Origin of the sequence: Kribbella sp. NPDC056345 (genome assembly GCF_042262745.1) — a bacterium.
In the GTDB taxonomy this organism is placed as follows: Bacteria; Actinomycetota; Actinomycetes; order Propionibacteriales; family Kribbellaceae; genus Kribbella.
In genome coordinates, this window is the sequence record NZ_JBHJQQ010000004.1 from 481,841 (window position 1) to 504,118 (window position 22,278).

A 22,278-nucleotide genomic window follows, 5' to 3' on the forward strand; every position below is an offset into this window, starting at 1 on the left:
GCTCACCCCAAATCGGATCGGCGGATAAAGGCCTAGCGAACCAGCTTCAAGGGTACGGAGGCGGCCATGGCCTGATAGCCGGCGTCGTTCGGGTGGATGTGGTCGCCGGAGTCGTACAGCGGGTTCAGCTTGCTGGGCGCGGCCGGGTCGCGCAGCACCTTGTCGAAGTCGAGGACGCCGTCGAACTCGCGGCTCGATCGCAGATAGCTGTTGACCGCCTGGCGGGTGGCTTCCTTGGCCGGCGTCCAGCTGTCGGTGCCGCCCATTCCCTCGAACGGCGTGATCGTGCTGACGATGCTGCGCAGTCCACGCTGCTTGACCTGGGTGTTGAGCTGCCGCAGCGCACCGATGATCTCGGCCGCGGAGTCGTCGGACATCCAGATGTCGTTGACGCCGAGCTCAGTGATGACGGTCCGTACGCCGGTCTGCGGGAACACGTCCTCGTTCAGACGCGCCAGCGAGTTCACGCCGACCTCGTTGAAGCCGGGGAACGCGCCGTTGTCGGACGGCTCGGTGCCGTCGTGGTTGAGCCGGCTGCCGGCCAGACCCGCGTTCAGTACACCCGGGAACGGCTTGCCGGTGGCGGCCAGTCGCTCAGCGAGCTGATCCGGCCAGCGGTTGTTCGCGTTGAAGGTGCTGGCGGTGCCGTCGGTGATGGAGTCGCCGAGGACGACGATCGAGCCCCTGGAATCCTCGGTCTGGACGTCGACGCCGGACAGGAAGAAGAAGCAGCAGCGCCGGGTCAGCGTGTACGCCGCTCCGCCGGGCTGGTCGACCAGGTTGGACGGGCCGACGAAGTTCTCCTGCAGCGACGAGCCGTGGAAGGTCGTCGGACCGGTGTTCACCGGGAAGTAGAGGCTGACCACGAGGTCGTCGAGGTTGCCGAGCTCGAAGTTCAGCGGGTCGCTGAGCAGCTCGCTACCCTTCACCATCGACGCCGTACCGGAGCCGTTGAACGTCAGCGTGCGCAGGGTGTTCGGGTCGATGTCGGACTGCTCCGGCGTCGCCTTGTTGGGTTTGGCAACAGTCGCCGCACCGACGGTGACGGTCTTCTCGCCGTAGATGTTCGACAGCCGGATCCGGATCTTGTCACCGCCGACGCTCGGGCGCACCACCAGCCGGACGCTCTGATCGGTCAGACCGAGGTTGGTCGACCCGGCCGCGTTGCCGTGCGTGACGGCAGTGGCCCAGGTACCGACCCAGGTGTTGTCGTGACGACCGCTGCCGCCGTAACTCGCGCCGGCCAGGGTGGACCCGGCCAGAGTCAGTGCGGCAGTCAGTGCGACTGCGCGCCATTGCTTCGGAACCTGCATGGACGGACCTCCCGGCGGAATGGAATCGGACGGAACGTATTACGCATTCTTCGAGCCGGTCAATGCATCGGCAATTTGCCGGTTCCGAATGCGCCGGGTGGCGGTTAGCGAGGGGTTCGTACCCCCGGTTCGCAGGGGTATACCTTCGCCGGGGAGGCGCGGTGATCGGACGGCTCCGGAGAGCGACGAAACCGTGTACAGCAGGGCGTTTCCGGCCCTGTTCAGCTGGTGGGTGGTCCAGTAGAGTCGCCGCACGGCTGGGGTTCGCCGTTCGGGGTGAGGGGAAACTGCTTAATGCCACCTGAATTCGTGCTGCCCGAAAATTCCGGCAATTACGTGCACCGCGTCCTGGAGTTGTTCGCGCAATTCGCCGAGCGGCCGGCGCTGGTGCGCGGGACCCGGCGGGCGACGTACGGCGAGCTGTCCGCGGACGTACGGCGGATCGCCGCCGCACTGCGGGACGCCGGGATCCGGCCGGGCGGCAAGGTGCTGGTGATGGCGGCGAACTGCTTCGACGCCCCGGCGCTGCAACTCGCCCTGCATCTGCATGGCTGTCGCGTGTTGTGGTGCGCGCCGATCACGTCCCGCCGGGAGATCGATCGGTTCGCGGTGCTCGCCGATGCGGACGCCCTGGTGTACGACGAGGCCGCGGAGCTCGGGAGTGAGCTCGCGACCGCGCTCGCGCCGATGCCGTCGTACGGGCTGGACGAACTCGTCGCCCGCACTGTGATGACGCCGTACGACGTGGAGGTGGTCCCGGCACCGGATTCGGTGTTGCAGACGAGTGGGACGACCGGGGATCCGAAGCTGGTTCACCACACGCAGGCGTTCTACGAGCAGATCCTCGAGCTGGCGTCAGCCTTTGTGGCCAACGGGTCTCCGTTGCTGCGGCACTACTCCGGGTCGCCGCTGTGGCTGGCCAGTGGGCAGATCACCAGCTTCTTCAACCTGTTCACCGGTGGGGTGCTGTTCCTGACCGACACGTGGTCGCCGGACGAGTTCTATCGGACGGTGTCGACCGAGCGGATCACGTCGACGTACGTGACACCGCCGATGCTGTACGAGCTGCTGGATCATCCAGGGGGCGCGGACTTCGACTGCAGCAGTTTGTTCATGCTGAACGTTGGTGCCGGGCCGGCGACTCCGGCGCGGCTGCGGCAGGGGATCGCGCGGTTCGGGCCGGTGCTGCGGATCGTCTACGGGCTCAGCGAGGCGGTGGTGGTTACCGCGCAGCCCGGGTTGACCGAGGACCCGGCACATCCGGAACGGCTCGCTTCCGCGGGGACGCCGTACGGCGATGTCCAGGTGGAGATCCGCAATGACGACGGAACCGTGCTCGGGCCGGGGCAGGACGGCGAGGTTTGGGTGCGGAGCCGACTCACGTTCGCCGGGTACCTCGGGAAGCCCGAGCTGACGGCGGAGACGCTGGTCGACGGCTGGCTGCGGACGCGGGATCTCGGTCATCTGGATGCGGACGGGTATCTGTTCCTGGTCGACCGGGTACACGACATGATCGTCACGACCCGCCGCAACTGGGCGATCTTCTGCCGCCCGATCGAGGACGTGCTCGGCAGTCACCCGGCGGTGCGGACGGCGGCGGTGATCGGCGTACCGGATCCGGTGGTGGGGGAGGCCGTGCATGCCTTCGTGGTCACGCGATCGCCAGTCTCCGTTGATGAATTGCAGGAGTGGGTGGCCGCTGAGCTGAATGAGATGTGGGCGCCGGCTGCTGTCGACTTCGTCTCCGACCTGCCGCTCACTCGCATTGCCAAGGTCGACAAGGTTGCCCTGCGCAAGCTCTACGCCGAACTGCATCCGTCATGACGGCACGTCGTGGGTTGGTGATCCTGTTCGTCGCGGACGTGCTGTCCGCGGTGGGCAGCCGGATCACGATGGTGGCGATTCCGTGGCTGGTGCTGGTGACGACCGGCAGCGCGGCGCGGATGGGGTTGGTGGCGGCGGTCGAGCTGGTGCCGTACATCGTGGTGAGCATCATGGCCGGTCCGGTGATCGACCGGCTGGGCCCTCGTCGTACGGCGATCCTGGCGAATGTGACGAGTGCTGTCGCGGTGGCCGCGATCGCGGGGACGGCGACGATCGGGTTCGCCGTACTGCTGGTACTCGTTGCGGTCGCCGGTGCTCTGCGCGGTGCTGCCGATCGGTCGAAGGAGCTGCTGGTCCGGCCGATGGCGGAGGCGGCTGGGGTTCAGCTGATCCGGATCACGTCGTTGCACGAGGCGTTCTCCCGTGGTGCGACATTGCTCGGCGCGCCGCTCGGTGGATTGCTGATCTACTGGACGGATGCGTCGTCGGTGTTGTGGATCGACGCGATCACGTTTCTCGTGTGTGGGCTGCTGATTGCGGGGTTCGTGCACCCGCCGGAGGTAGTGTCGGCGTCTCGCCCGGACAAGTACTTCCGTTCGCTGGCAGTCGGATTCTCGTACGTGCGGCGTGATGCGTTGCTGGCGACGATGCTGATCACCACGTTCACTGTGAACATCTTCGCCAGTGCGAGTACGGCGGTGTTCATCCCGGTCTGGGTTGCGGATGAACTCGGCTCCCCGGCCGGCCTCGGTCTGACGCTCGGTGCATTCGCTGCCGGCGCTTTGCTCGGCAGTATCGCCTTCACGGTGTGGGCGACCAGGCTGCCGCGGTACCTGACGTTCGCGCTCGGGGCGTTCATCGGCGGTAGTCCGCGGCTGTTGGTGCTCGGGCTGAGCGACAGCCTGGTGCTGGTGGCCGCTGTGACGTTCTTGTCGGGGATCGGGATCGCGGCGATCAACCCGGTCTTCGGTGCGGTCCTGTACGAACATGTGCCGAAGGATCTGCAGGCGCGAGTGATCGGGCTGGTCGCGGCCGCGTCGTTCGCCGGTCTGCCGCTCGGTGCGTTGCTGGCCGGGGAACTGGTGCATGGGTTCGGCCTGTTCCCGGCGCTGATCGGATCCGGGATCGTCTGCCTGATCGTCAGCGCCTACCCGTTGCTCCGGCGTGGACCGGGCAAGGTCCTCGATACCCCAGCCCCGGTGGAGGCCAGATGACCGAGGAGACCGACCCCTATTGCCTGCGCCCCGGAGAGAGCGCGGAACTGCTCGCCGGTCACCCGTGGCGGCGCTTCGTCGTACTGGGGGACAGCGTGGCCGAGGGGCTGTGCGAGCCGGTCGAGGGATACAGCGACCTGCAATGGGCAGACCGGATCGCGCATGAACTCGGGCCGATCGCGTACCTCAACCTCGGCGTGAGCGGGTTGCGAACCCGCGAGATCCTCGCCACCCAGCTCGTACCAGCCGTTGCCTTCGGCCCCGATCTCGCACTGGTGGTTGGCGGCGGCAACGACGCGTTCCCGGCGACGTACGACCCGGACCGGGTAGACCGTGAGCTGACCGAAATGATCATCACCCTGCAGGACGCCGGTGCGGACGTGATGACGCTCGGAATGTTCGACGTCTCCTACAGCCCCGCTGTCGTCGAATGGTTACGTCCGGGCCTGAGGCAACGAATGCGAACCCTCTCGGAGCGAACCGCCGCCCTCGCCGCCAAGCTCGGCACCATCCACATCAACCTCACCGACCACCCCCTGTCCACCGACCCCGGCCTCTACAGCTCCGACGGCCGCCACGGCAACGCCCGCAGCGACGCCGTCGCCACCGCCGAAACCCTCCGAACCCTGGCCCGCCATCTCAGGTCCATTTGATGGGTGCACCCACCAAATGAGAGGTTCCCCGCCGATATTCCGGGGTGGGAACCTCCGACTTGGTGGGGTCACCCACCAAATGCGCGGGGTCAGAGTTTGCGGAGGCGGACCCAGCGGACGGCGTGGTCCTGGCCTTTGCGGAGGACGAGGGTGGCGCGGGAGCGGGTCGGGAGGATGTTCTCGCGCAGGTTCGGGCCGTTGATGCCGTCCCAGAGGGACTCGGCCTTCTTGACGGCTTCCTCGCGGCTGAGTTCGCCGTACCGGACGAAGTAGGACTCGGGGTTGCGGAAGGCGGTCTCCCACAGTTTGAGGAAGCGGTGTACGTACCAGGAGCGGATGTCGGCGGCGGCGGCATCGACGTACACGGAGAAGTCGAAGAAGTCGCTGACTGCGAGTCCGCTCTTGCCGTCCGCGTGCCGGGGTGCGGGTTGCAGGACGTTCAGGCCTTCGAGGAGCAGGATGTCGGGCTGCTCGACGGTGGTGCGGACGCCGTTCATCCGGTCGTAGTGGAGGTGGGAGTAGACCGGCGCCTCGACCGCGTCCCGCCCGGACTTCACCTCGACCACGAAGCGCAGTAGGGACTTGCGGTCGTACGACTCCGGGAAGCCTTTGCGCAGCATCAGGCCGCGCTTCTCCAGCTCGGCGTTCGGCCAGAGGAACCCGTCGGTGGTGACGAGCGCGACCCGCGGGTGCTCGGGCCAGCGTGCCAGCAGCTCGCGCAGCAACCGGGCGGTGGTCGACTTGCCGACGGCAACCGATCCGCCGATCCCGATCACGAACGGCGTCCGGGTCGCGGCCGGTTTGCCGAGGAAGCTCTCGGTGTCCTCGTGCAGTGCCCGCGCGTGGCGCACGTACAGGGACAGGATCCGGGACAGCGGGAGGTAGACCTCGCGGACCTCGTCCAGGTCGATCTCGTCGCCGAGACCCCGCAACCGCTCGATCTCTTCGGCCGTCAGCGGCGAGATGGTGGTCTCCGCCAGTTCCGCCCAGGCGGCCCGATCCAGCTCGGTGTAGGGAGTCACCTCCCGGGACGGCTGCAGCATGGCCCCCATTCTTCCCATCCGCGGGGAGTGCACCACACCACACCGGCGTGGGCTTCGTCTCAACCAGGCGTCGATGGGTCCGAAAGTTTCGGTTCTCCGGGCGATAGGCTGAGGTCGTGACGGTGCAGCGGGTGACGATCGCGGAGATCGCGGGCATGGCCGGGGTGTCGGTGCCGACGGTCTCCAAGGTGCTGAACGGGCGGTCCGACGTGGCCGAGGCGACCCGGGCCCGGGTCGAGCAGCTGATCCAGGAGCACGGATACCGGCGGCGCACGGCCGGTACGACGAGTAGTCCGATGATCGACCTGGTGTTCAGCCAGTTCGAGAGCGAGTGGGCGATCCAGCTGATCGGTGGGGTCAAGGACGTGGCCCGCGCCGAAGGCGTCGAGCTCGTGCTGTCGGAGTGCGGCGGCGGATGGCGACCGCGGCAGGAGTGGATCGAGTCGGTGCTCAACCGCCGACCGCTCGGCGCGATCCTGGTCTTCTCGGATCTGGATGCCGATCAGCGCGCGCAGCTGGAGGCGCGGCGGATCCCGTTCGTGGTCGTGGATCCGGTGGGTGACGTCGCGGCCGACGTACCGGCGATCGGTTCGGCGAACTGGAACGGCGGCCGGATGGCGACTCAGCACCTGACAGGGCTCGGTCACCGCCGGATCGCGGTGATCGGCGGCCCGGTCGACGTCCTGTGCTCCCGGCAACGAGTAGACGGTTACACCGACGCCCTGCGATCAGCCGGTCTCACGGTCGACCCGGAGCTGATCAGAGTGGGCGACTTCGGGGTGACCGGCGGCTACCGCGAAGCCCTGGTGCTCCTGCGCCTCCCGGATCGGCCGACCGCGATCTTCGCCGGCAACGACATGCAAGCCCTCGGCATCTACCAGGCAGCCCGCGAACTCGGCCTCGAAATCCCCCGCGACCTCTCGGTCGTCGGCTACGACGACCTCCCAGTAGCCCAATGGGTAGGCCCAACCCTCACCACCGTCCACCAACCCCTCCGCCAAATGGCCGAACTGGCCACCCGCCTCCTCCTGGACCTGGCCCGAGGCAACACCCCCGCCGCCCTCCGCCTGGACCTGGCCGTGGACATGCGCGTCCGTGCCTCGACCGCCGGCGTCGCGAAGGACAGGTAGTAGGTATCTACGTATACCCGTCGCCCCGCCTGGGGCGACCCGATCCGGTGCCGATCCGGCGAACACCTCCTGTCGTTGGCGTCGCCGGGGCGAGTTAGTGTGGCGGCATGATCGTCGGCGTGGGGATTGATGTGGTCGACGTGGAGCGGTTCATGAAGACGTTGGAGCGGACGCCGGGGTTGCGGGATCGGGTGTTCACGGCGGTGGAGGCGGTGAAGCCGCCGGCTTCGTTGGCGGCTCGGTTCGCGGCCAAGGAGGCGTTGGCGAAGGCGTTGGGGGCGCCGGCGGGGATGCATTGGCATGATGCCGAGGTGCAGACCGACGAGACCGGGCGGCCGTGGCTGGAGATCACGGGGACGGTGGCTGCGCAGGCTGCGCGGCTGGGGGTGCAGAGTATGCATCTGTCCCTGAGTCACGATGCCGGGATCGCTTCCGCTGTGGTTGTGCTGGAGGGCTGAGCATGCGTCGCGCGTACACCGTCGAACAGGTCCGGACCGCCGAGGCCGAGCTGATGGCGAGGTTGCCGGAAGGCACCCTGATGCAGCGCGCGGCCAGCGGGCTCGCCGTTGCTATCGGCAACTTCATCGGCCGCACGTACGGCGCTCGCGTGGTGCTGCTGATCGGGTCCGGTGACAACGGCGGTGACGCCCTGTACGCCGGTGCTCGCCTCGCCCGGCGTGGTGCCCAGGTGATCGCGGTGCTGCTCTCCGATCACGCCCACGCCGAGGGACTGGCCGCGCTGCGAGCAGCCGGTGGACGGGTCGGCTCGGCCGACGACATCCCGGCTGCCGACGTGGTTGTCGACGGCATTGTCGGGATCGGCGGCCGACCGGGTCTCCGCCCGGACGCTCTGGATGCGGTCACCCGAGCTGCCGACCACCACATCCCGATCGTCGCCGTCGACACCCCGTCCGGCGTCGACGTGGACACCGGTGAAACCCCGGAACCACACGTCCACGCCGCGCTGACGGTCACCTTCGGCACCCACAAGATCTGCCACCTGGTCGACCCAGCCGCATCCGCCTGCGGTCCCGTGCACCTGGTCGACATCGGCCTCGACCCGCCGGAAGCGCCAGTCCAGTCCCTGCAGCCGCACGACGTCCGCGCGCTCTACCCGGTCCCAGACACACACTCCGACAAGTACTCGCGAGGTGTGCTCGGACTGATCGCCGGCTCCACGCAGTACCCGGGTGCCGCGGTCATCGCCACCACCGGTGCGCTGGCCGGCCCCCTCGGGATGCTGCGCTACGTCGGGCCCGACGCAGTGGCCAACGCCGTGCTCGCCGTGCACCCCGAGGTTGTTGTCGGCGAGGGGCGTGTGCAGGCCTGGGCCATCGGGTCCGGACTGAGCGACGAGACGCTGGACCGTGAGCTGTTCGACCGGGTGACCCAGCAGCAGGACCTCCCAGTGGTCGTCGACGCAGGTGGCATCGGTGCCCTGGACACCGACCGGGCCGGCTACGTCGTGATCACCCCGCACGCAGGTGAGCTCAGCCAGCTCATCGGCGTACCGCGCGAAGAGATCGAGGCACGGCGGCTGCACTACGCCCGAGAGGTCGCCGCAGACCGCCAACTCGTCGTACTGCTCAAAGGCGCGACCACCGTCGTAGCTGCCCCAGACGGCTCGGCCTACGTCAATCCGATCGCCACACCCTGGCTGGCAACGGCAGGGTCGGGCGACGTGCTCGCCGGACTACTCGGCTCCCTCCTGGCCGGCGGCGTACCGGAGTTCGAGGCCGCAGCAGTGGCGGCCTACCTGCACGCAGCAGCCGGTCAGCTGGCTGCAGCCGATGGGCCGATCACCGCAATGAAGGTCGCGGCCGCACTCCCCGAGGTGACTCGACAGATTCTGCTTTGAGCCGCAGGGTTGTGGGTAGGAATGCACCCACCGCCCGGAGGTGCTCGGATGAAACGTTTCGCACTGCTGGTTGCCGCACTACTGATCGCCGCTCCGCTACCGGCCTCGGCGGCGCCAAAGCCCTATGTGGCCGATGCGCAGACGAAGATCCATGTGATGGGCGAGTGGGCCCATCCGGATGACGACACCAGCATCATCGGGCCGTGCGGGGTGTGGCATCAGCGGTACGGCGTCAAGTGCGGCGTGATCATGGTGACTCGGGGTGAGGGCGGCGGGAACGCGGTCGGGACCGAGCTGGGGCCGGACCTCGGGCTACGGCGGGAGAACGAGGACCGGGTTGCGCACTACCGGTCTGGGACCGTCGACATCTTCAACCTGGACCGGATCGACTTCTTCTACAACCAGAGTGCGCCACTGACGCAGTACTTCTGGGATGAGGAAGAGACTCTGCGCCGGGTGACTCGAGTGATCCGGCAGACGCAGCCGGAGATCTACATCGGGTTCACTCCGACGCTGGCTGCGGGCCACGGCAACCACCAGCAGGCCGGGCGGCTGATCTGGGAGGGCGTGCTGGCTGCGGCTGACCCGACGCGGTTCCCTGAGCAGCTGCGTGGACCGCATGCGCTCAGCACGTGGCAGGTGAAGAAGGTGTTCTCCGGCGGCAGCACAGCGGGCACAGGCGGTACGACGTCCGCCGCGAACTGCACCACCGGCTTCACCCCGAGTGGCCTGGACACGGTGGCCGGCGTGTGGACCGGCTACCCGTCGCCGTACACGTGGCCGGCTGGGAACCTGCAAGGCCAACCACCTGGTACGGCGAAGATCTGGCAGCAGGTAGCCGACGAGGGGCGGGCGGCGTATCCGACCCAGAGCCGGGTGATGTTCAAGGGGACGTCGGCACCAGCGTGCCCGCGGTTCGCGATGACGCAGTCGTTCGTGCCGTTCCAGCCGAACAGCAGTCCGGCGGCCGGCCTGGACGACGCCATCCTGTTCGGGGCGACGAAGCCGGACCCAGGCGGGCTGCCACTCGGGACCTTGCAGTACTTGACGTTCTCGCGGTTCTACAACGTGGCGGGCGAGCCGTTCCAGGCGACTGTGCACCTGCGCGGAAAGCTCGCCAAAGGCAAGGTCGAGCTCATAGTGCCCGCGGGGTGGGCGACCGATGGGCCGAAGCAGGTCCGGTCCGGCTCACGCGCCGATGTGACCTTCACAGTCACCCCGTCGGCCACTGCGACGGTCGACCAGAACGCCCGGATCGCTGCGCACTACACGACAGCGAAGGCGTCCGGCTACACGGACAACATCGTACGGATCGTCGCTGCGGCCGAGGGGCGCTTCCAGCGGTGGGGGAACTGGCAGGAGTACGACCAGTGGCTGGAAACCGTTGCACCGCAGGCGAATCGGCTCGGCCGGTCGCAGGCGATCCAGTCGATGGGTATCGGGCAGAGCATCGACGTACCGGTCGTAGTACACAACTGGTCGGCTCAGCCGCAGAGTGGTGCGGTGTCGCTGGAGGTGCCGTCCAACTTCACTCTGGATGCCGCCTCCAAGCCGTACACGTTGCAGCCCGGTTCCGACACCACCGTGACCTTCAGACTGACCAACACCGACACTGCACTCCCAGGGCAGCAGAACGTGTCGATACCGATCCGAACGGCGTCCGGTAGCGAGACCCTGACGCTAAGCCTCGTCCCAACGACAGTGATCCCGCAGGCAGCAGTAGCGGTCGACGGAAAGGCCGCACCGGGTGAGTACCCGGGCCCGACGCTCGACGTGAACCGCATCTGGCAAGGCGCCTCCGGCTGCACCGGTCCGGCCGACTGTGGCAGCACAGCGAAGGTCAGCTGGTCGGACGATGCGATGTACTTCTTCATCCACGTCAACGACGACTACCAGTCGTACGCCGTCACACCGGCGGAGTGTGTTGGCCACTGGCAGGCGGACTCCGTGGAGATCCTCCTGGACCCCCGCGGTACGGCGTCACAGTCGCTGATGGACACCGCCAACACGTTCAAGCTCGGCATCTTCCCGTTCAGCCAGACCGGTAAGCCCTGCTGGTCGCGCGACGCCGACAACAAACAGGGTCCCGCACCAGGTGTCGAGGTGGCCTCGACTGCGCAGTGGGTGGGCAGCAACGAGACCACCGTCCCGCATGCGTACGCCGGTGGTGGTTACGACCTCGAGGTGAAGATCCCGCTCGCGCTACTGCCGGCTGCGGTCGACCCGGCCCGGCTCGGGCTCAACATCACGCCGTACGACAACGACGACACCTCAGCGCCTGGTACGACGACGCTGCGGCACATCGACCAGAGCACTCGGCTCGGATGGTCCGCACTCGGTTCCGTGCAGTCGGATCCGTACCGCTGGGGTCTGGCGACACTCCCCGGGTACACCCCACCCGCCGACCGGCCAACCGTCCCCGGGCCGCCGGATGTCTCCAGTCCGAACCTCAACGGCGCCCTGTCCCCGCAGACCATCGCCCAGTCCGCAGAGAACGGCGTACCGATCTCAGGACGCGTCCCCAGCACAGACCTGCAGATCCGGTACGCCGCTCTGCGGGGTAACGCCGTGGACATCGTCACCACGTCTCGTGGGAAGGGGACTGCCCGCGCCTTCCTGACGACTGGTGAGCTCGGGGCGATCCCGGTCTGGACTACCAGTTGCACCGGCGACCCGTTCACGCCCTGTGCGGTGACGGATGGTGGAATCCCGCCCTGGGCTCCGGACATGAGTGGGCGCCTGGTGAAGCAGGCCGAGCAGCAGATCACTCGCGGCGCACAGGTGTGGTCGATCCCGCTCACGGCGGCGCAGCGGCAGAAGCTGGCACAGGACGGCCGGCTGCTGATCTCCTACGAGACCGCAGCCGACCAGGTCCAAGCGTTCGCCATCACATTGAACGCGCGTCGGCTCAGCGGGCCGCGATGAAGGTCAGACCGGCGTTAGCTGTCGAGAGGGTGAGATTGCCGGCGTCGATCTTGTAGGTCATCTTGCCCTTGAGCCCGTTGACCAGCGCCTTTTGCATCGCGCCCTCAGCCTCGGCGCACGCTCGGTCGGTGACGGCCAGTTCGCCGAAGGTGATGGTGTTGCCGGCCCGCGCGACCTTGCCGTTCAGGTCGTTGCAGCCGGTGAAGCCGGTGACCCGGTCGCCGTTGAAAGTGATCCAGGCCTTCTCCGCGCCCTGCTGGTGTCCGACCGAGTCGTAGTCGATCACGCCGTTCAACGTCCACTTGGTGCCGTCGATGGCGGCGTCCGGTTCGACGATCTCGCGGTCGGTGAACGCAATCGTCGTACCGCCGGAGACGACGGTGAGGGTGTTCCCGGAGAGCTGCCAGGTCGGCTTGCTCTGCAGCAGGTTGCTCAACCAGCTGTCCAGCTGCTCGCGGCCCGGGCAACCCATGGCGGTCATGGCCGGCGGGTCCTTCAGCGTGATCTTGCCGTTGGCGGTCGACACCGGGGCCTGCATCGTGTTGCAGCCGGCGTCGGCGATCAACCGGCCGTCGTCGGTGAAGTTCAGTCGCACGCGAGTGTCCGGCGACGGTGGCGGGCCGTCACCCTCCTGGGTGATGGAGGTCGACAGGTAGGTCTTGCCGGTCAGTGTTCCTCCGGCGGCCGACTCGTTCCCGCAGGCGGCGAGTCCGAGCAGGAGGAGGCCGGCTCCGGCGAGGGCAGTCATCCGCATCTTCACACTGTAGGGACGCGGAAGGTGAGCGCCGCGTTGCAGGCTGTCGAAGCGTCAAGGGCGCGTAAAGTCGGTGGAACCCCTCGGTTGGGGGTAGCGCATCAGGTCACGGTTGGATAACGTCGGCGCGCTGACAGACCACGGCCGGCAGCGCCGGTCCCACTGGGGATCCAACCGCAACAGGTAGGGCCGATGCTGTAAGTGCTGGGGCAACACAGTGCCGGCTCGTCGACAGACGAAGGATCGTTACGCATGCCCCCCACCCGAACTGCCCGGCGCCGACTGGTCGTCCCGGCGGTCTTCCTTGCTCTGGTCGCGCTGGTCGCTGTCCCGATCGCCGTTCAGGCAGCCAAGGAGAACCCCGTCGTCGCGAGCACCACCAGCGCCACGGACAGCACGGTCACCACCCTCCCGAGCGTCGGACGCGTCGAGAGCTGTGTCCTCGACAAGTACTCCGGCTGCACCGTCCTGCACGGCTTCGGCAAGAAGCCGGTCGCGATCACCGCGATCGCCTCCGGACCCGCGCAGCTGTCGATCGACCCCGCGAAAACCACCGACAAGAGCTACCGGCTGCACGCCGTGCGGCGCGACGGCAAGAGCTATCGCGACGGGACACGGCTGCGCTACACCGCGCACTACGACTTCGTCGCCGCGCCGGCGCAGCCCCCGACGCCCAAGCCGCCGACCACTGCACCGACGCCTACCAAGCCGCCGACCGTCACACCGAAGCCAACAGTGACCCCGAAGCCCACGGTCACACCGAAGCCGACCACCACCCCCACGAGTACGCAGCCGACCAGCAACCCGGGCCAGACCTGCACCAAGCCGACGTGGACCACCACGGCGACCGGCAACCAGGGTGAGGGCCGGACTTACGGCCAGTACTACGTCCACAACAACATGTGGAACAACCACAACGGCACGTACACGATGGCCGTCTGCAACTACAACAGGTGGTACGAGGACGTCACCCAGTCGCGGCCGGGCGACAACGGCGTACAGGCGTATCCGAATGTGCACAAGGATTACGACGACTTCCCGCTGGCCAGGATCCAGTCCGCCAAGTTCGCCGCGACCGCGCCGGACTGTGCCGGCTGCATCTACAACATCGCCTTCGACGTCTGGATCAACGAGGGCTTCGAGAACGAGCTGATGATCTGGACGCAGAACCACGGCCAGACCCCGGCCGGTTCCAAGATCGGTACGACGACGATCGGCGGCCACGCGTACGAGGTCTGGAAGGCCGGCGGTAACACCAAGCCCGGCGGCATCTTCACCTACAAGTCCGTCAACACCCAGACCTCCGGAACCATGCCGCTGCAGGCCTTCTTCAAGGACCTCGAGGCGCGCAAGTGGATCCCCGCCAACTCCACGACCTGGCAGGTGGATTACGGCGTCGAGGTCGTCTCCACCAACAACACCAAGCAGCGCTTCACGTTCAACGCTTTCGAGATCCAGGAGAGCTGAGGACCTAGGCCGTCAGACCGGTTGCGTAGGGTCTCCTGCGTGACCGGTTTGGTGATTTTCGACAACGACGGCGTACTGGTGGACTCGGAGCGGCTGGCCAACACGATCCTGGCCGAGCTGCTGACCGAGGCGGGACTGCCGTACACGTTCGACGAAGCAGTACGGGACTTCATGGGCGGGAGCATGAAGTCGATGCGGGCGAAGGCCGAGGCCCGGCTCGGGCGGGCGTTACCGGCCGAGCTCGAGGATCGGTACCACCAGCGGCTGTTCGACGGGTTCGCGAACCTGCAGGCGATCGAGGGGGTCGAGGACGTCCTCGACGAGCTCGACGCGACCGGTACGCCGTACTGTCTCGCGTCCTCGGGGACCCACCAGCGGATCCGGCTGGCGCTGACCACGGTCGGTTTCCTGGACCGGTTCGCGGGCAGAATCTTCAGTGCCGAGGACGTCGCGCACGGCAAACCCGCGCCCGATCTGTTCCTGCACGCGGCCGCCACCCTGGGCGTGCAACCGGCTGACTGCGTCGTGGTCGAGGACAGCCCACTCGGCGTCGCCGCCGCCAACGCGGCCGGTATGACGGTCTTCGGCTACGCGGGGATGACGGACCCCGCGAAGCTCGCCGACGCGCGTCAAGTTTTCCACAAGATGACATCCCTGCCGGGATTGATCGCGGCGGCCTGAGACACTGGGAGGGCTATGCCTACTCACCAGTCACCCGGTAGCCACCCGCCTCGCGAGCGTCCGACGCGCGCGGAGGCGATCGTCGACCTGGCCGCGATCCGGCACAATGTGGCCACGCTGCGTGACCGTGCCGAGGGTGCGCAGCTGATGACGGTGGTCAAGGCCGACGGGTACGGGCACGGCATCGTGCCGGTCGCCCAGGCCGCTCGCGCCGCCGGTGCGGACTGGATCGGTGCGGCCGTTCTGGAGGAAGCGCTCGCGCTGCGGGACGCCGGTGACACCGGTCCGATCTTCTGCTGGCTGACTACTCCGGGTGAGCCGCTGGCCGAGGCGATCGAAACCGGGATCGACCTGTCCGCGGGTGCGCCCTGGGAGATCGACGAGCTGGCTGCCGCGGTCGACGACCGCCCGGCCCGGGTGCACCTGAAGATCGACACGGGCATGAGCCGGGGCGGCGCCGTACCGGAGGAGTGGCCGGCGTTGATCCGCGCGGCGCTGCGGGAGCAGGCCGCCGGGCGGATCGAGATCAAGGGCATCTGGTCGCACCTGGCGCAGTCGGACGAGCCGAAGAGCGCGATCAACGAGGCGCAGCTGGCGACGTTCCTCGAGGCGATCGAGGTGGCCGAGTCTTTCGGGGTAGAGGCCGAGTTCAAGCACTTGGCGAATTCCGGTGCCACGCTGAAGCTCCCCGAGACCCATTTCAACCTCGTTCGGCCGGGCGTCGCGACGTACGGGCTCTCGCCGTTCGGGCACGCACTGAGCGCGAGCGAGCTTGGCCTGCGGCCCGCGATGACGCTGAAGGCGCGGCTCGCGATGGTGAAGCGGGTGCCGTCCGGTGTGGGAGTTTCGTACGGACTGACCTGGACGGCGCCGCGGCCGTCGACGCTCGGGCTGATCCCGCTCGGGTACGGCGACGGTCTGCCGCGGCACGCGTCGAACGGTGCCCCCGTGCAGTCGGCCGGTGGGCGCCGCAGTGTGGTCGGCCGGATCTGCATGGACCAGTGCGTGGTGAACCTCGAGGACGACGACGTCGCGGCCGGGGACGAGGTCGTGCTGTTCGGGCCAGGGACGGCGGGGGAGCCGACCGTCGACGACTGGGCCGACGCCGCGCACACGATCAACTACGAGATCGTCACCCGGCTCGGGCCGCGGATCCCGCGGCGCTACATCGACAGTGCTGCGGTCGAGGAGTAGGAGATGTCGAAGGCAGGACGGACCGCTGGCCTCATCGGAGCCGCGGTCGGAGTGCTGGCCGCCGGTGCGGCCGCCGGAGTTGCGGTCGAGCGCACGGTCATCGGACGCCGGTCCGGTCAGCGTGCGCAGTTGGAGGCGGAGCCGTTCGGTTCCCTGCGTGGCACTCCGCATGTTTTCACCGCTGACGACGGTGTCGAGTTGTACGTCGAGGTCGACGAGCTGAAGCGGTCCCGGCGACCGGCGCCGCCGCCGAAGAAACGTTTTGGGCGGAAGTTGCCGTTGCCGCCGGAGGATCTGACGGTGGTGTTCGCGCACGGGTACGGGCTGAACATGGACCTCTGGCACTTCGAGCGCCGCGATCTCGCCGGAATCGGCAAGATGGTGTTCTACGACCAGCGGTCGCACGGGCGGTCGGGGCGATCGCCCAAGGAGAACATCAGCATCGACCAGCTCGGGCGCGATCTGCACGGGATCATCTCGGAGTACGCACCGACGGGTCCGGTGATTCTGGTCGGGCACTCGATGGGCGGGATGACGATCATGGCGCTCGCCGACCAGTACCCGGAGCTCTTCGGGGACCGGATCATCGGCGTCGGACTGTGCTCGACGAGTGCGGGGCAGCTGGACGACGTGCCGATCATCCTGCCGGGACTGCCCGGCCGGTGGTTGCGGAAACTCGCGCTCCCGACGGTGTCCGCGCTGGCCCGGGTCCCGGATGCGGTCGAGCGGGGGCGGAAGGCGGGGACGGACATCAGCTATCTGCTGACCCGGCAGTACGCGTTCGGCTCCGAGGTGCCACCGGCGTTCACCGAATTCGTGAACGAGATGATCGCGGCGACCCCGATCTCGGTGATCGCGGACTTCTACCCGATCTTCGCGCTGCACGACAAGTACGCCTCCCTCGAGCCGCTGCAGAAGGTCGAGTGCGTGGTGATCGGCGGCGACAAGGACGCACTCACCCCGTTCGCGCACGCCGAGGAGATCGTCCGCCGGGTCCCCGGCGCCGAGCTCGTCGAGGTTCGCAACTGCGGTCACCTCGGCCTGGTCGAGCACCACCGTGAGTTCACCGCCGCCCTTCTTGGGATGATCGAGCGAGCCGAACTCTCCCTGGAATGATGTGAAGCATGACCGACCTGCATGTCGTTGACGCGACGTCCGAGCACGTGGACGAGATCGTCACGGTGATTCACCACGCTTTTTCCTCCCGCCGGGTGCTCGATCCGCCGTCCACGGCGTTGAGCGAGAACGCGACCACGGTGGCGGCGGCGATCGCGCAGTACGGCGGTCTGCTGGTTCGCATCGACGGGGCGCCGGCGGGGGCGGTGCTGTTCGAGGTGTCGGGTGATGTGCTGGTGCTGCGCCGGGTCTCGGTCGACCCGCGGCATCAGGGTCGTGGGGTCGCGTCGGCGATGGTCGGGTGCGCCGAAGAAGTCGCGGTACGGCGTGGGCTCGCGCGGGTGCGGTTGGTTGCGCGGGTCGAGTTGCCGGACACCGTGGAGTTCTGGCGCCGGCGTGGGTATTCGGTGGTCGAGCAGCAGGGGCAGAACCTGATCTACGCCAAGGCGATGCCGGTGGAGCGGACCGTGCCGACGGCTGAGGAGATGCGGGCGATCGGTGAGGAGCTGGCCGGGCAGTTGCGGGCGGGCGACGTACTGGTGCTGTCCGGTGATCTCGGGGCCGGGAAGACGACGTTCACGCAGGGGCTGGGTGCTGGGTTGAAGGTGCGGGGTGACATCACGTCGCCGACCTTCGTGATCTCGCGGGTGCATCCGTCGCTGAGTGGTGGACCGGCGTTGGTGCACGTGGACGCTTATCGGCTCGGTGGGTTTGCTGAGCTGGACGACCTCGACCTGGATGCGAGTCTGGACGACGCCGTCACGGTGGTCGAATGGGGTCACGGGCTTGCCGAGGCGCTGGCACCGGACCGGCTCGACATCGTCGTGACCCGCGGCGACGACGACACCGACGAGACCCGTGAGCTGCGGATCATCCCGGTGGGACCGCGCTGGGCGGCGTCCGGCGTACGGATCTCGGTACTGGAGAAGAACTGACATGCTGCTTGCCTTCGACACCTCAAGTGCCGCCGTCACCGTCGCCATCGCCGACCCGGTCACCGGCGCGGTCGTCGCCTCGTCGACCACAGTCGACGCCCTCCGTCACGGCGAACTCCTCGCCCCCGCCATCGCCGCCGCCCTAGCCGAGGCAGGCTGCACCGCCCGAGACCTGACCCGCATCGCAGTAGGCGTAGGCCCTGGCCCGTTCACCGGACTACGCGTAGGACTAGTCACCGCCCGCACCATGGCCGACGTGCTGGGCATCGAGGTAGCAGGAGTCTGCAGCCTCGACATCCTCGCCCACCAGTCCGAGTTGGCATCCCCGGTAGCCGTAGCCACCGACGCCCGCCGCAAAGAGATCTACTGGGCGCTCTACGACGGCCCCGCCCCCAACGGCACCCGCCGCCGCCTGGAAGGCCCAGCCGTAGACAAACCAGCCAACGTAGCCCACGTCCTCTCAGGCCTCCCAGTCATCGGCCGAGGAGCAGTCCTGTACGCCGACGCACTGGGCATCCCCGCCTCCGCTGGAGCACCCCCAGCCAATGCGCAAGCGCCCAACCCCACCACCCCAGCCACCGGCGAGGGGCTCGGCGCGTCGTCCCCCTCAGCACAGTCCGGGGCGGCGGCCTCAGCCACGGGGGATGGGCTTGCGGGGGACTCCTCATCCCCCTCAGCGCAGTTCGTTGTGGAATATCCTTCGGCGGAAGTGCTTGCTCGTGGGGTTGCGCTCGGGACTCTGGAGATTGTTGCTCCTGACCCGCTTTATCTGCGGCGGCCTGATGTCACCATGTCGGGTGGGCCCAAGAGTGTGTTGACCAAGTGAGACCGGCTATTCGGCCGGCTGTGGTTGGCGACTTGCCGGGGATTGTGGAGCTGGATGAGGTGTGCTTCGGGCTGGAGGCCTGGAGTCGCGTCGCTTGGGAAGGTGAGTTCGAGCGGCTGGCTGAGGATCGGGTGATTCTCGTCGCGGACGAAGGTGCCCTGGCTGGGTATCTCGTGTTGCTGGTGCCGGCGGTTGAGGTGGATGTGGTGGAGTTGTTGCGGATCGCGGTGGCGCCGGGCGAACGGCGTACCGGGATCGGGCGGCAGTTGATGACGGCCGCGCTCGCGCGGTGCGCCGGGCGGACGGTTCTGCTGGAGGTTGCCGCGGGCAACGAGTCGGCGATCGGTCTGTACGGCGGGTTCGGGTTCGACGAGATCAGCCGGCGGCGCGGGTACTACGCCGGTGGCGAAGATGCGGTGATCATGCGGTGGCGGGAGACAGCGTGAGCAAGACAGAACCTCTGATCCTCGGGATCGAGACGTCGTGTGACGAGACCGGGGTCGGCATCGTGCGCGGGCAGACGTTGCTCGCCGACGCGATCGCGTCCAGTGTCGAGGAGCATGCGCGGTTCGGCGGCGTCGTACCGGAGGTGGCCAGCCGGGCGCATCTCGAGGCGATGGTGCCGACCATCCGGCGCGCCTGCGAGACCGCCGGGATCAAGCCGACCGACGTCGACGCGGTCGCCGTCACCAGCGGACCCGGCCTGGCCGGTGCACTGCTCGTCGGTGTCGCGGCCGCGAAGGGCCTGGCGCTGTCGCTGGACAAACCCTTGTACGGCGTCAATCACCTGGCCGCGCATGTTGCCGTCGACACCCTCGAGCACGGCGATCTGCCGAAGGGTGCGATCGCGATGCTGGTATCCGGCGGGCACTCGTCGCTGCTCGCGGTCGAGGACATCACCGAGGGCGTGCAGCCGATGGGCAGCACCATCGATGACGCCGCGGGTGAGGCGTTCGACAAGGTGGCGCGCGTGCTGGGGCTGCCGTTCCCCGGTGGTCCGTATATCGACAAAGCGGCTCGTGACGGCGGCGACCGGCTGTATGTGCGGTTCCCGCGCGGACTCACCTCGCAGCGCGATCTCGAGCGGCACCGGTTCGACTTCTCCTTCTCCGGTTTGAAGACCGCCGTCGCGCGCTGGGTCGAATCGCGCCGGCGTGACGGCGAGGACGTCCCGGTGAACCACATCGCGGCCGCGTTCCAGGAGGCGGTCTGCGATGTGCTGACCCGCAAGGCGATCGACGCCTGCAAGGACCGCGGTTACGAGCACCTGCTGATCGGTGGCGGTGTCGCAGCGAACTCCCGGCTCCGCCAGATGGCCGAAGAACGGTGCGCCGCGGCCGGAATCGCCGTACGGGTCCCGCGTCCTGGCCTGTGTACCGACAACGGTGCGATGGTCGCGGCACTGGGATCCGAATTGGTGCGGGCCGGCAAAACGCCGTCGCCGCTGGGTCTGCCGGCCGACTCGTCGATGCCGATCACGGAGGTGCTGAACAAGTGAAGTGGTCCCACCGGGATGGTTTCGAGGCCGACGACGATCCGGCGCGCATCGATGTGGACGTCGTGCACGGCTTCCTCAGTACGGCGTACTGGTCGCCCGGCGTACCGCGTGACGTGGTGGCGCGGGCGATCGAGGGGTCGCTGAATGTCGGCGTGTACACGTCGGACGGGGAGCTGGTCGCGTTCGCGCGGGCGGCGACGGATCGGGCGACGTTCGCGTGGATCGCGGATGTGTTCGTGCTGCCGGAGTACCGCGGGCATGGGCTCGGGAAGTTCGTGGTGACGTCGCTGCTCGAGCATCCGGAGCTGAAGGGCATGCGGCGCGTGATGCTGGCGACGAGGGACGCACACGAGCTCTACCGTCAGTACGGCTTCAAGGAGCTGCCCGACCTGACCACCATGATGGTCATCCGCCGGGACCCGGCCGAGCTGTACGGCGAACAGTGAGACGACCCGGCGTCGACCTCCTCTGGAATCCGCCGGGTGCAACGGATCTGGTCCTGCTGGCCCACGGCGGCTACGAAAACTCGCGCAAGAACCCGCACCTGTGGCGAGGCCCCATCCTTCGCATGTGGCCCTTCGCCGCAGCTCTGCGCACGGCAGTCCCATCGGCAGCCGTCGGCCTGATGCGCTACCGCTACCGCGGCTGGAACGACGCAGGCGATCCCGCGGCCGACCTCCGCGCGGTCCTCGACGAACTACCGTCGCTGATCGAGCGCGTCGTACTGATCGGCCACTCGATGGGCGGCCGCACAGTCGTCGCCGCCGGCGCTCACCCGCGCGTGGCCGGCGTCCTCGGCCTAGCCCCCTGGCTGCCCGCAAACGAACCGCTCACCACCCTGCGTCCGCCCGTGATGTTTGCCCACGGCAACGACGACACCGTCACCTCCCCAGCCGAAACCCGCGCCTACGCCAACCGCCTCCGCACCGCCGGCACCCCAGTCACCGTCGTCCTCCTCCCCGGTGAAACCCACGCCATGCTCCACCGCCCCACCGACTGGACCACCCTGGTCACCACCTTCACCCACCAAGCGCTGACCGCCCCCGGCTCCCCCGAACCCGCCACCACCCCGTGGGCAACCGACGCCCCGGAGTATCACGCGCCGGAGAGTGGTACACGCGGCGGAGACTGGGAGTGGCCCGAGACCGCGCCGCAAACCTCCACTGCGAAAGCCGTCCTCCATCTAGCCCGAATCCGCCTAGGCACGCCAGTCCGCCAACGCTTCCGCACCAACCACCCCACCCCCAACAACACCACCACCCCCTAACCCACCCCCCAGCCGCGAGCCCCCCACCAACCACATCCCCCACGCACGACCGACCGCATCCGGTGCACACGAGCAACCGCATCCCGCACCCACGACCGACCGCATCCCGTGCGCACGACCGACCGCATCCCGCGCACGAGCGCTCACCCCGCGCCCGGCGTAAGCGCGGCGCCTTGTGCGCCCCTCAACCACGTCCTGCGTGCACGGGTGGTCGAGACGGCTTGAGGTGGGTGTGGTGGGCTGCTTTGTGCGTGCTTCGACCGCGTGCTGGGTGGGTGGTTGGGTGCGCGGGGCGGACCGCCACGCCATCACAATTTCGGGCGCGACGACGGCCGGAGCGGGGGTGGAGGGGCCGACGGGCAGTTGTGATGGGCCTGGGGTCCGGTCACTTGAGGCGCGGGGCCCAGAGGTCGGGCCGCTCGAAGACGGGTGTCCGGGCAGGGGCTGAGAGCTGCCCCGAGTGGTGTGGCCGCAGCGCGGGGGAGGGGGTGGCGCGGGGAAGGCGCGCGCGGAGGAGGGCGCCGGGGTGGAGAGGTGAAGACCTGGGGCGGTGTTGCCGCTTGGGCCCCAGGTAAGCGGT

The 22,278-nt window shown here is 68.2% G+C and carries 20 protein-coding genes; 17 read left to right on the forward strand and 3 right to left on the reverse strand.

Annotated features, from left to right (window positions below; genetic code table 11):
- Positions 1-32: 32 nt before the first annotated feature.
- Positions 33-1,313, reverse strand: a complete 1,281-nt coding sequence (locus tag ACFCV3_RS17250) for an SGNH/GDSL hydrolase family protein (protein ID WP_376030967.1) — start codon at positions 1,311-1,313, stop codon at positions 33-35.
- A 294-nt stretch (positions 1,314-1,607) separates the two neighbouring features.
- Between ACFCV3_RS17250 and ACFCV3_RS17255 the strand changes: the two genes are divergently transcribed.
- From ACFCV3_RS17255 to ACFCV3_RS17265, 3 genes are read left to right on the forward strand one after another with little or no spacing between them, the layout of a single operon-like run.
- Positions 1,608-3,137, forward strand: coding sequence for a class I adenylate-forming enzyme family protein (locus ACFCV3_RS17255; RefSeq protein ID WP_376030968.1), 1,530 nt, complete (start codon positions 1,608-1,610; stop codon positions 3,135-3,137).
- The gene (locus ACFCV3_RS17260) at positions 3,134-4,351 is read left to right on the forward strand and encodes an MFS transporter (protein ID WP_376030969.1); all 1,218 of its coding nucleotides are present in this window, start codon (positions 3,134-3,136) and stop codon (positions 4,349-4,351) included. The genes ACFCV3_RS17255 and ACFCV3_RS17260 overlap by 4 nt, the downstream gene beginning before the upstream one ends.
- On the forward strand, positions 4,348-5,004 hold the full coding sequence (locus ACFCV3_RS17265) for an SGNH/GDSL hydrolase family protein (RefSeq protein ID WP_376030970.1): 657 nt from the start codon (positions 4,348-4,350) through the stop codon (positions 5,002-5,004). Before ACFCV3_RS17260 ends, ACFCV3_RS17265 begins: the two co-directional genes overlap by 4 nt.
- Positions 5,005-5,093: 89 nt before the next feature.
- Here ACFCV3_RS17265 and coaA read toward each other — a convergent pair whose 3' ends face one another.
- A complete protein-coding gene (gene coaA, locus ACFCV3_RS17270; protein WP_132414591.1) occupies positions 5,094-6,047 on the reverse strand; it encodes a type I pantothenate kinase in 954 nt (317 codons plus the stop codon).
- Between the two features lie 116 nt (positions 6,048-6,163).
- On the opposite strand from coaA, the gene ACFCV3_RS17275 reads away from it, so the two are divergent.
- The 4 genes from ACFCV3_RS17275 (at position 6,164) to ACFCV3_RS17290 (ending at position 11,960) form a co-directional block, all read left to right on the forward strand.
- Entirely contained in the window at positions 6,164-7,177 is a 1,014-nt protein-coding gene (locus ACFCV3_RS17275; protein ID WP_376030971.1) for a LacI family DNA-binding transcriptional regulator, read from the forward strand.
- 107 nt (positions 7,178-7,284) lie between these two features.
- Entirely contained in the window at positions 7,285-7,635 is a 351-nt protein-coding gene (locus tag ACFCV3_RS17280) for a holo-ACP synthase (RefSeq protein WP_376030972.1), read from the forward strand.
- A 2-nt stretch (positions 7,636-7,637) separates the two neighbouring features.
- Positions 7,638-9,035 carry an NAD(P)H-hydrate dehydratase gene (locus ACFCV3_RS17285; RefSeq protein WP_376030973.1) on the forward strand — a complete coding sequence of 466 codons (1,398 nt, stop codon included), beginning with the start codon at positions 7,638-7,640 and terminating at the stop codon, positions 9,033-9,035.
- A 48-nt stretch (positions 9,036-9,083) separates the two neighbouring features.
- A complete protein-coding gene (locus ACFCV3_RS17290; protein WP_376030974.1) occupies positions 9,084-11,960 on the forward strand; it encodes a sugar-binding protein in 2,877 nt (958 codons plus the stop codon).
- Here ACFCV3_RS17290 and ACFCV3_RS17295 read toward each other — a convergent pair.
- A complete protein-coding gene (locus ACFCV3_RS17295; protein WP_376030975.1) occupies positions 11,944-12,714 on the reverse strand; it encodes an META domain-containing protein in 771 nt (256 codons plus the stop codon). The two genes, ACFCV3_RS17290 and ACFCV3_RS17295, sit on opposite strands and share 17 nt — an antisense overlap.
- 252 nt (positions 12,715-12,966) lie before the next feature.
- Here ACFCV3_RS17295 and ACFCV3_RS17300 point away from each other — a divergent pair, with 252 nt between their 5' ends.
- Genes ACFCV3_RS17300 through ACFCV3_RS17345 form a run of 10 tightly spaced genes read left to right on the forward strand, consistent with a single transcriptional unit; the run spans position 12,967 to position 21,698 of the window.
- Entirely contained in the window at positions 12,967-14,181 is a 1,215-nt protein-coding gene (locus ACFCV3_RS17300; RefSeq protein WP_376030976.1) for a hypothetical protein, read from the forward strand.
- Between the two features lie 39 nt (positions 14,182-14,220).
- Positions 14,221-14,862 (forward strand): HAD family hydrolase, encoded by a 642-nt coding sequence (locus ACFCV3_RS17305; RefSeq protein ID WP_376030977.1) that lies wholly within the window; start codon positions 14,221-14,223, stop codon positions 14,860-14,862.
- A 15-nt stretch (positions 14,863-14,877) separates the two neighbouring features.
- The gene (gene alr / locus ACFCV3_RS17310; protein WP_376030978.1) at positions 14,878-16,056 is read left to right on the forward strand and encodes an alanine racemase; all 1,179 of its coding nucleotides are present in this window, start codon (positions 14,878-14,880) and stop codon (positions 16,054-16,056) included.
- 3 nt (positions 16,057-16,059) lie between these two features.
- Complete coding sequence (locus ACFCV3_RS17315; RefSeq protein ID WP_376030979.1) at positions 16,060-17,172, forward strand: alpha/beta fold hydrolase; 1,113 nt, start codon at positions 16,060-16,062, stop codon at positions 17,170-17,172.
- 8 nt (positions 17,173-17,180) lie between these two features.
- A complete protein-coding gene (gene tsaE, locus ACFCV3_RS17320; RefSeq protein ID WP_376030980.1) occupies positions 17,181-18,107 on the forward strand; it encodes a tRNA (adenosine(37)-N6)-threonylcarbamoyltransferase complex ATPase subunit type 1 TsaE in 927 nt (308 codons plus the stop codon).
- 1 nt (position 18,108) lies between these two features.
- Positions 18,109-18,933: a tRNA (adenosine(37)-N6)-threonylcarbamoyltransferase complex dimerization subunit type 1 TsaB gene (gene tsaB / locus ACFCV3_RS17325; RefSeq protein ID WP_376030981.1), complete on the forward strand. Its 825-nt coding sequence runs from the start codon at positions 18,109-18,111 to the stop codon at positions 18,931-18,933.
- Positions 18,934-18,953: 20 nt separating this feature from the next.
- Positions 18,954-19,379 carry a GNAT family N-acetyltransferase gene (locus ACFCV3_RS17330; RefSeq protein WP_376030982.1) on the forward strand — a complete coding sequence of 142 codons (426 nt, stop codon included), beginning with the start codon at positions 18,954-18,956 and terminating at the stop codon, positions 19,377-19,379.
- Positions 19,376-20,431, forward strand: a complete 1,056-nt coding sequence (gene tsaD, locus ACFCV3_RS17335; protein ID WP_376030983.1) for a tRNA (adenosine(37)-N6)-threonylcarbamoyltransferase complex transferase subunit TsaD — start codon at positions 19,376-19,378, stop codon at positions 20,429-20,431. Before ACFCV3_RS17330 ends, tsaD begins: the two co-directional genes overlap by 4 nt.
- On the forward strand, positions 20,428-20,877 hold the full coding sequence (locus ACFCV3_RS17340; protein ID WP_376030984.1) for a GNAT family N-acetyltransferase: 450 nt from the start codon (positions 20,428-20,430) through the stop codon (positions 20,875-20,877). The genes tsaD and ACFCV3_RS17340 overlap by 4 nt, the downstream gene beginning before the upstream one ends.
- Positions 20,874-21,698: an alpha/beta hydrolase gene (locus ACFCV3_RS17345; RefSeq protein WP_376030985.1), complete on the forward strand. Its 825-nt coding sequence runs from the start codon at positions 20,874-20,876 to the stop codon at positions 21,696-21,698. The genes ACFCV3_RS17340 and ACFCV3_RS17345 overlap by 4 nt, the downstream gene beginning before the upstream one ends.
- The last annotated feature ends 580 nt before the right edge of the window (positions 21,699-22,278 follow it).

Bases quoted from the DNA above. Each gene is read 5' to 3' on its own strand.
- ACFCV3_RS17280 (WP_376030972.1), top strand. From the start codon at position 7,285: ATGATCGTCGGCGTGGGGATTGATGTGGTCGACGTGGAGCGGTTCATG.
- ACFCV3_RS17250 (WP_376030967.1), bottom strand. From the start codon at position 1,313: ATGCAGGTTCCGAAGCAATGGCGCGCAGTCGCACTGACTGCCGCACTG.
- ACFCV3_RS17265 (WP_376030970.1), top strand. From the start codon at position 4,348: ATGACCGAGGAGACCGACCCCTATTGCCTGCGCCCCGGAGAGAGCGCG.
- ACFCV3_RS17300 (WP_376030976.1), top strand. From the start codon at position 12,967: ATGCCCCCCACCCGAACTGCCCGGCGCCGACTGGTCGTCCCGGCGGTC.
- ACFCV3_RS17290 (WP_376030974.1), top strand. From the start codon at position 9,084: ATGAAACGTTTCGCACTGCTGGTTGCCGCACTACTGATCGCCGCTCCG.
- tsaE (WP_376030980.1), top strand. From the start codon at position 17,181: ATGACCGACCTGCATGTCGTTGACGCGACGTCCGAGCACGTGGACGAG.
- tsaB (WP_376030981.1), top strand. From the start codon at position 18,109: ATGCTGCTTGCCTTCGACACCTCAAGTGCCGCCGTCACCGTCGCCATC.
- coaA (WP_132414591.1), bottom strand. From the start codon at position 6,047: ATGCTGCAGCCGTCCCGGGAGGTGACTCCCTACACCGAGCTGGATCGG.
- ACFCV3_RS17315 (WP_376030979.1), top strand. From the start codon at position 16,060: ATGTCGAAGGCAGGACGGACCGCTGGCCTCATCGGAGCCGCGGTCGGA.
- ACFCV3_RS17255 (WP_376030968.1), top strand. From the start codon at position 1,608: ATGCCACCTGAATTCGTGCTGCCCGAAAATTCCGGCAATTACGTGCAC.
- ACFCV3_RS17260 (WP_376030969.1), top strand. From the start codon at position 3,134: ATGACGGCACGTCGTGGGTTGGTGATCCTGTTCGTCGCGGACGTGCTG.
- alr (WP_376030978.1), top strand. From the start codon at position 14,878: ATGCCTACTCACCAGTCACCCGGTAGCCACCCGCCTCGCGAGCGTCCG.
- ACFCV3_RS17295 (WP_376030975.1), bottom strand. From the start codon at position 12,714: ATGCGGATGACTGCCCTCGCCGGAGCCGGCCTCCTCCTGCTCGGACTC.
- ACFCV3_RS17285 (WP_376030973.1), top strand. From the start codon at position 7,638: ATGCGTCGCGCGTACACCGTCGAACAGGTCCGGACCGCCGAGGCCGAG.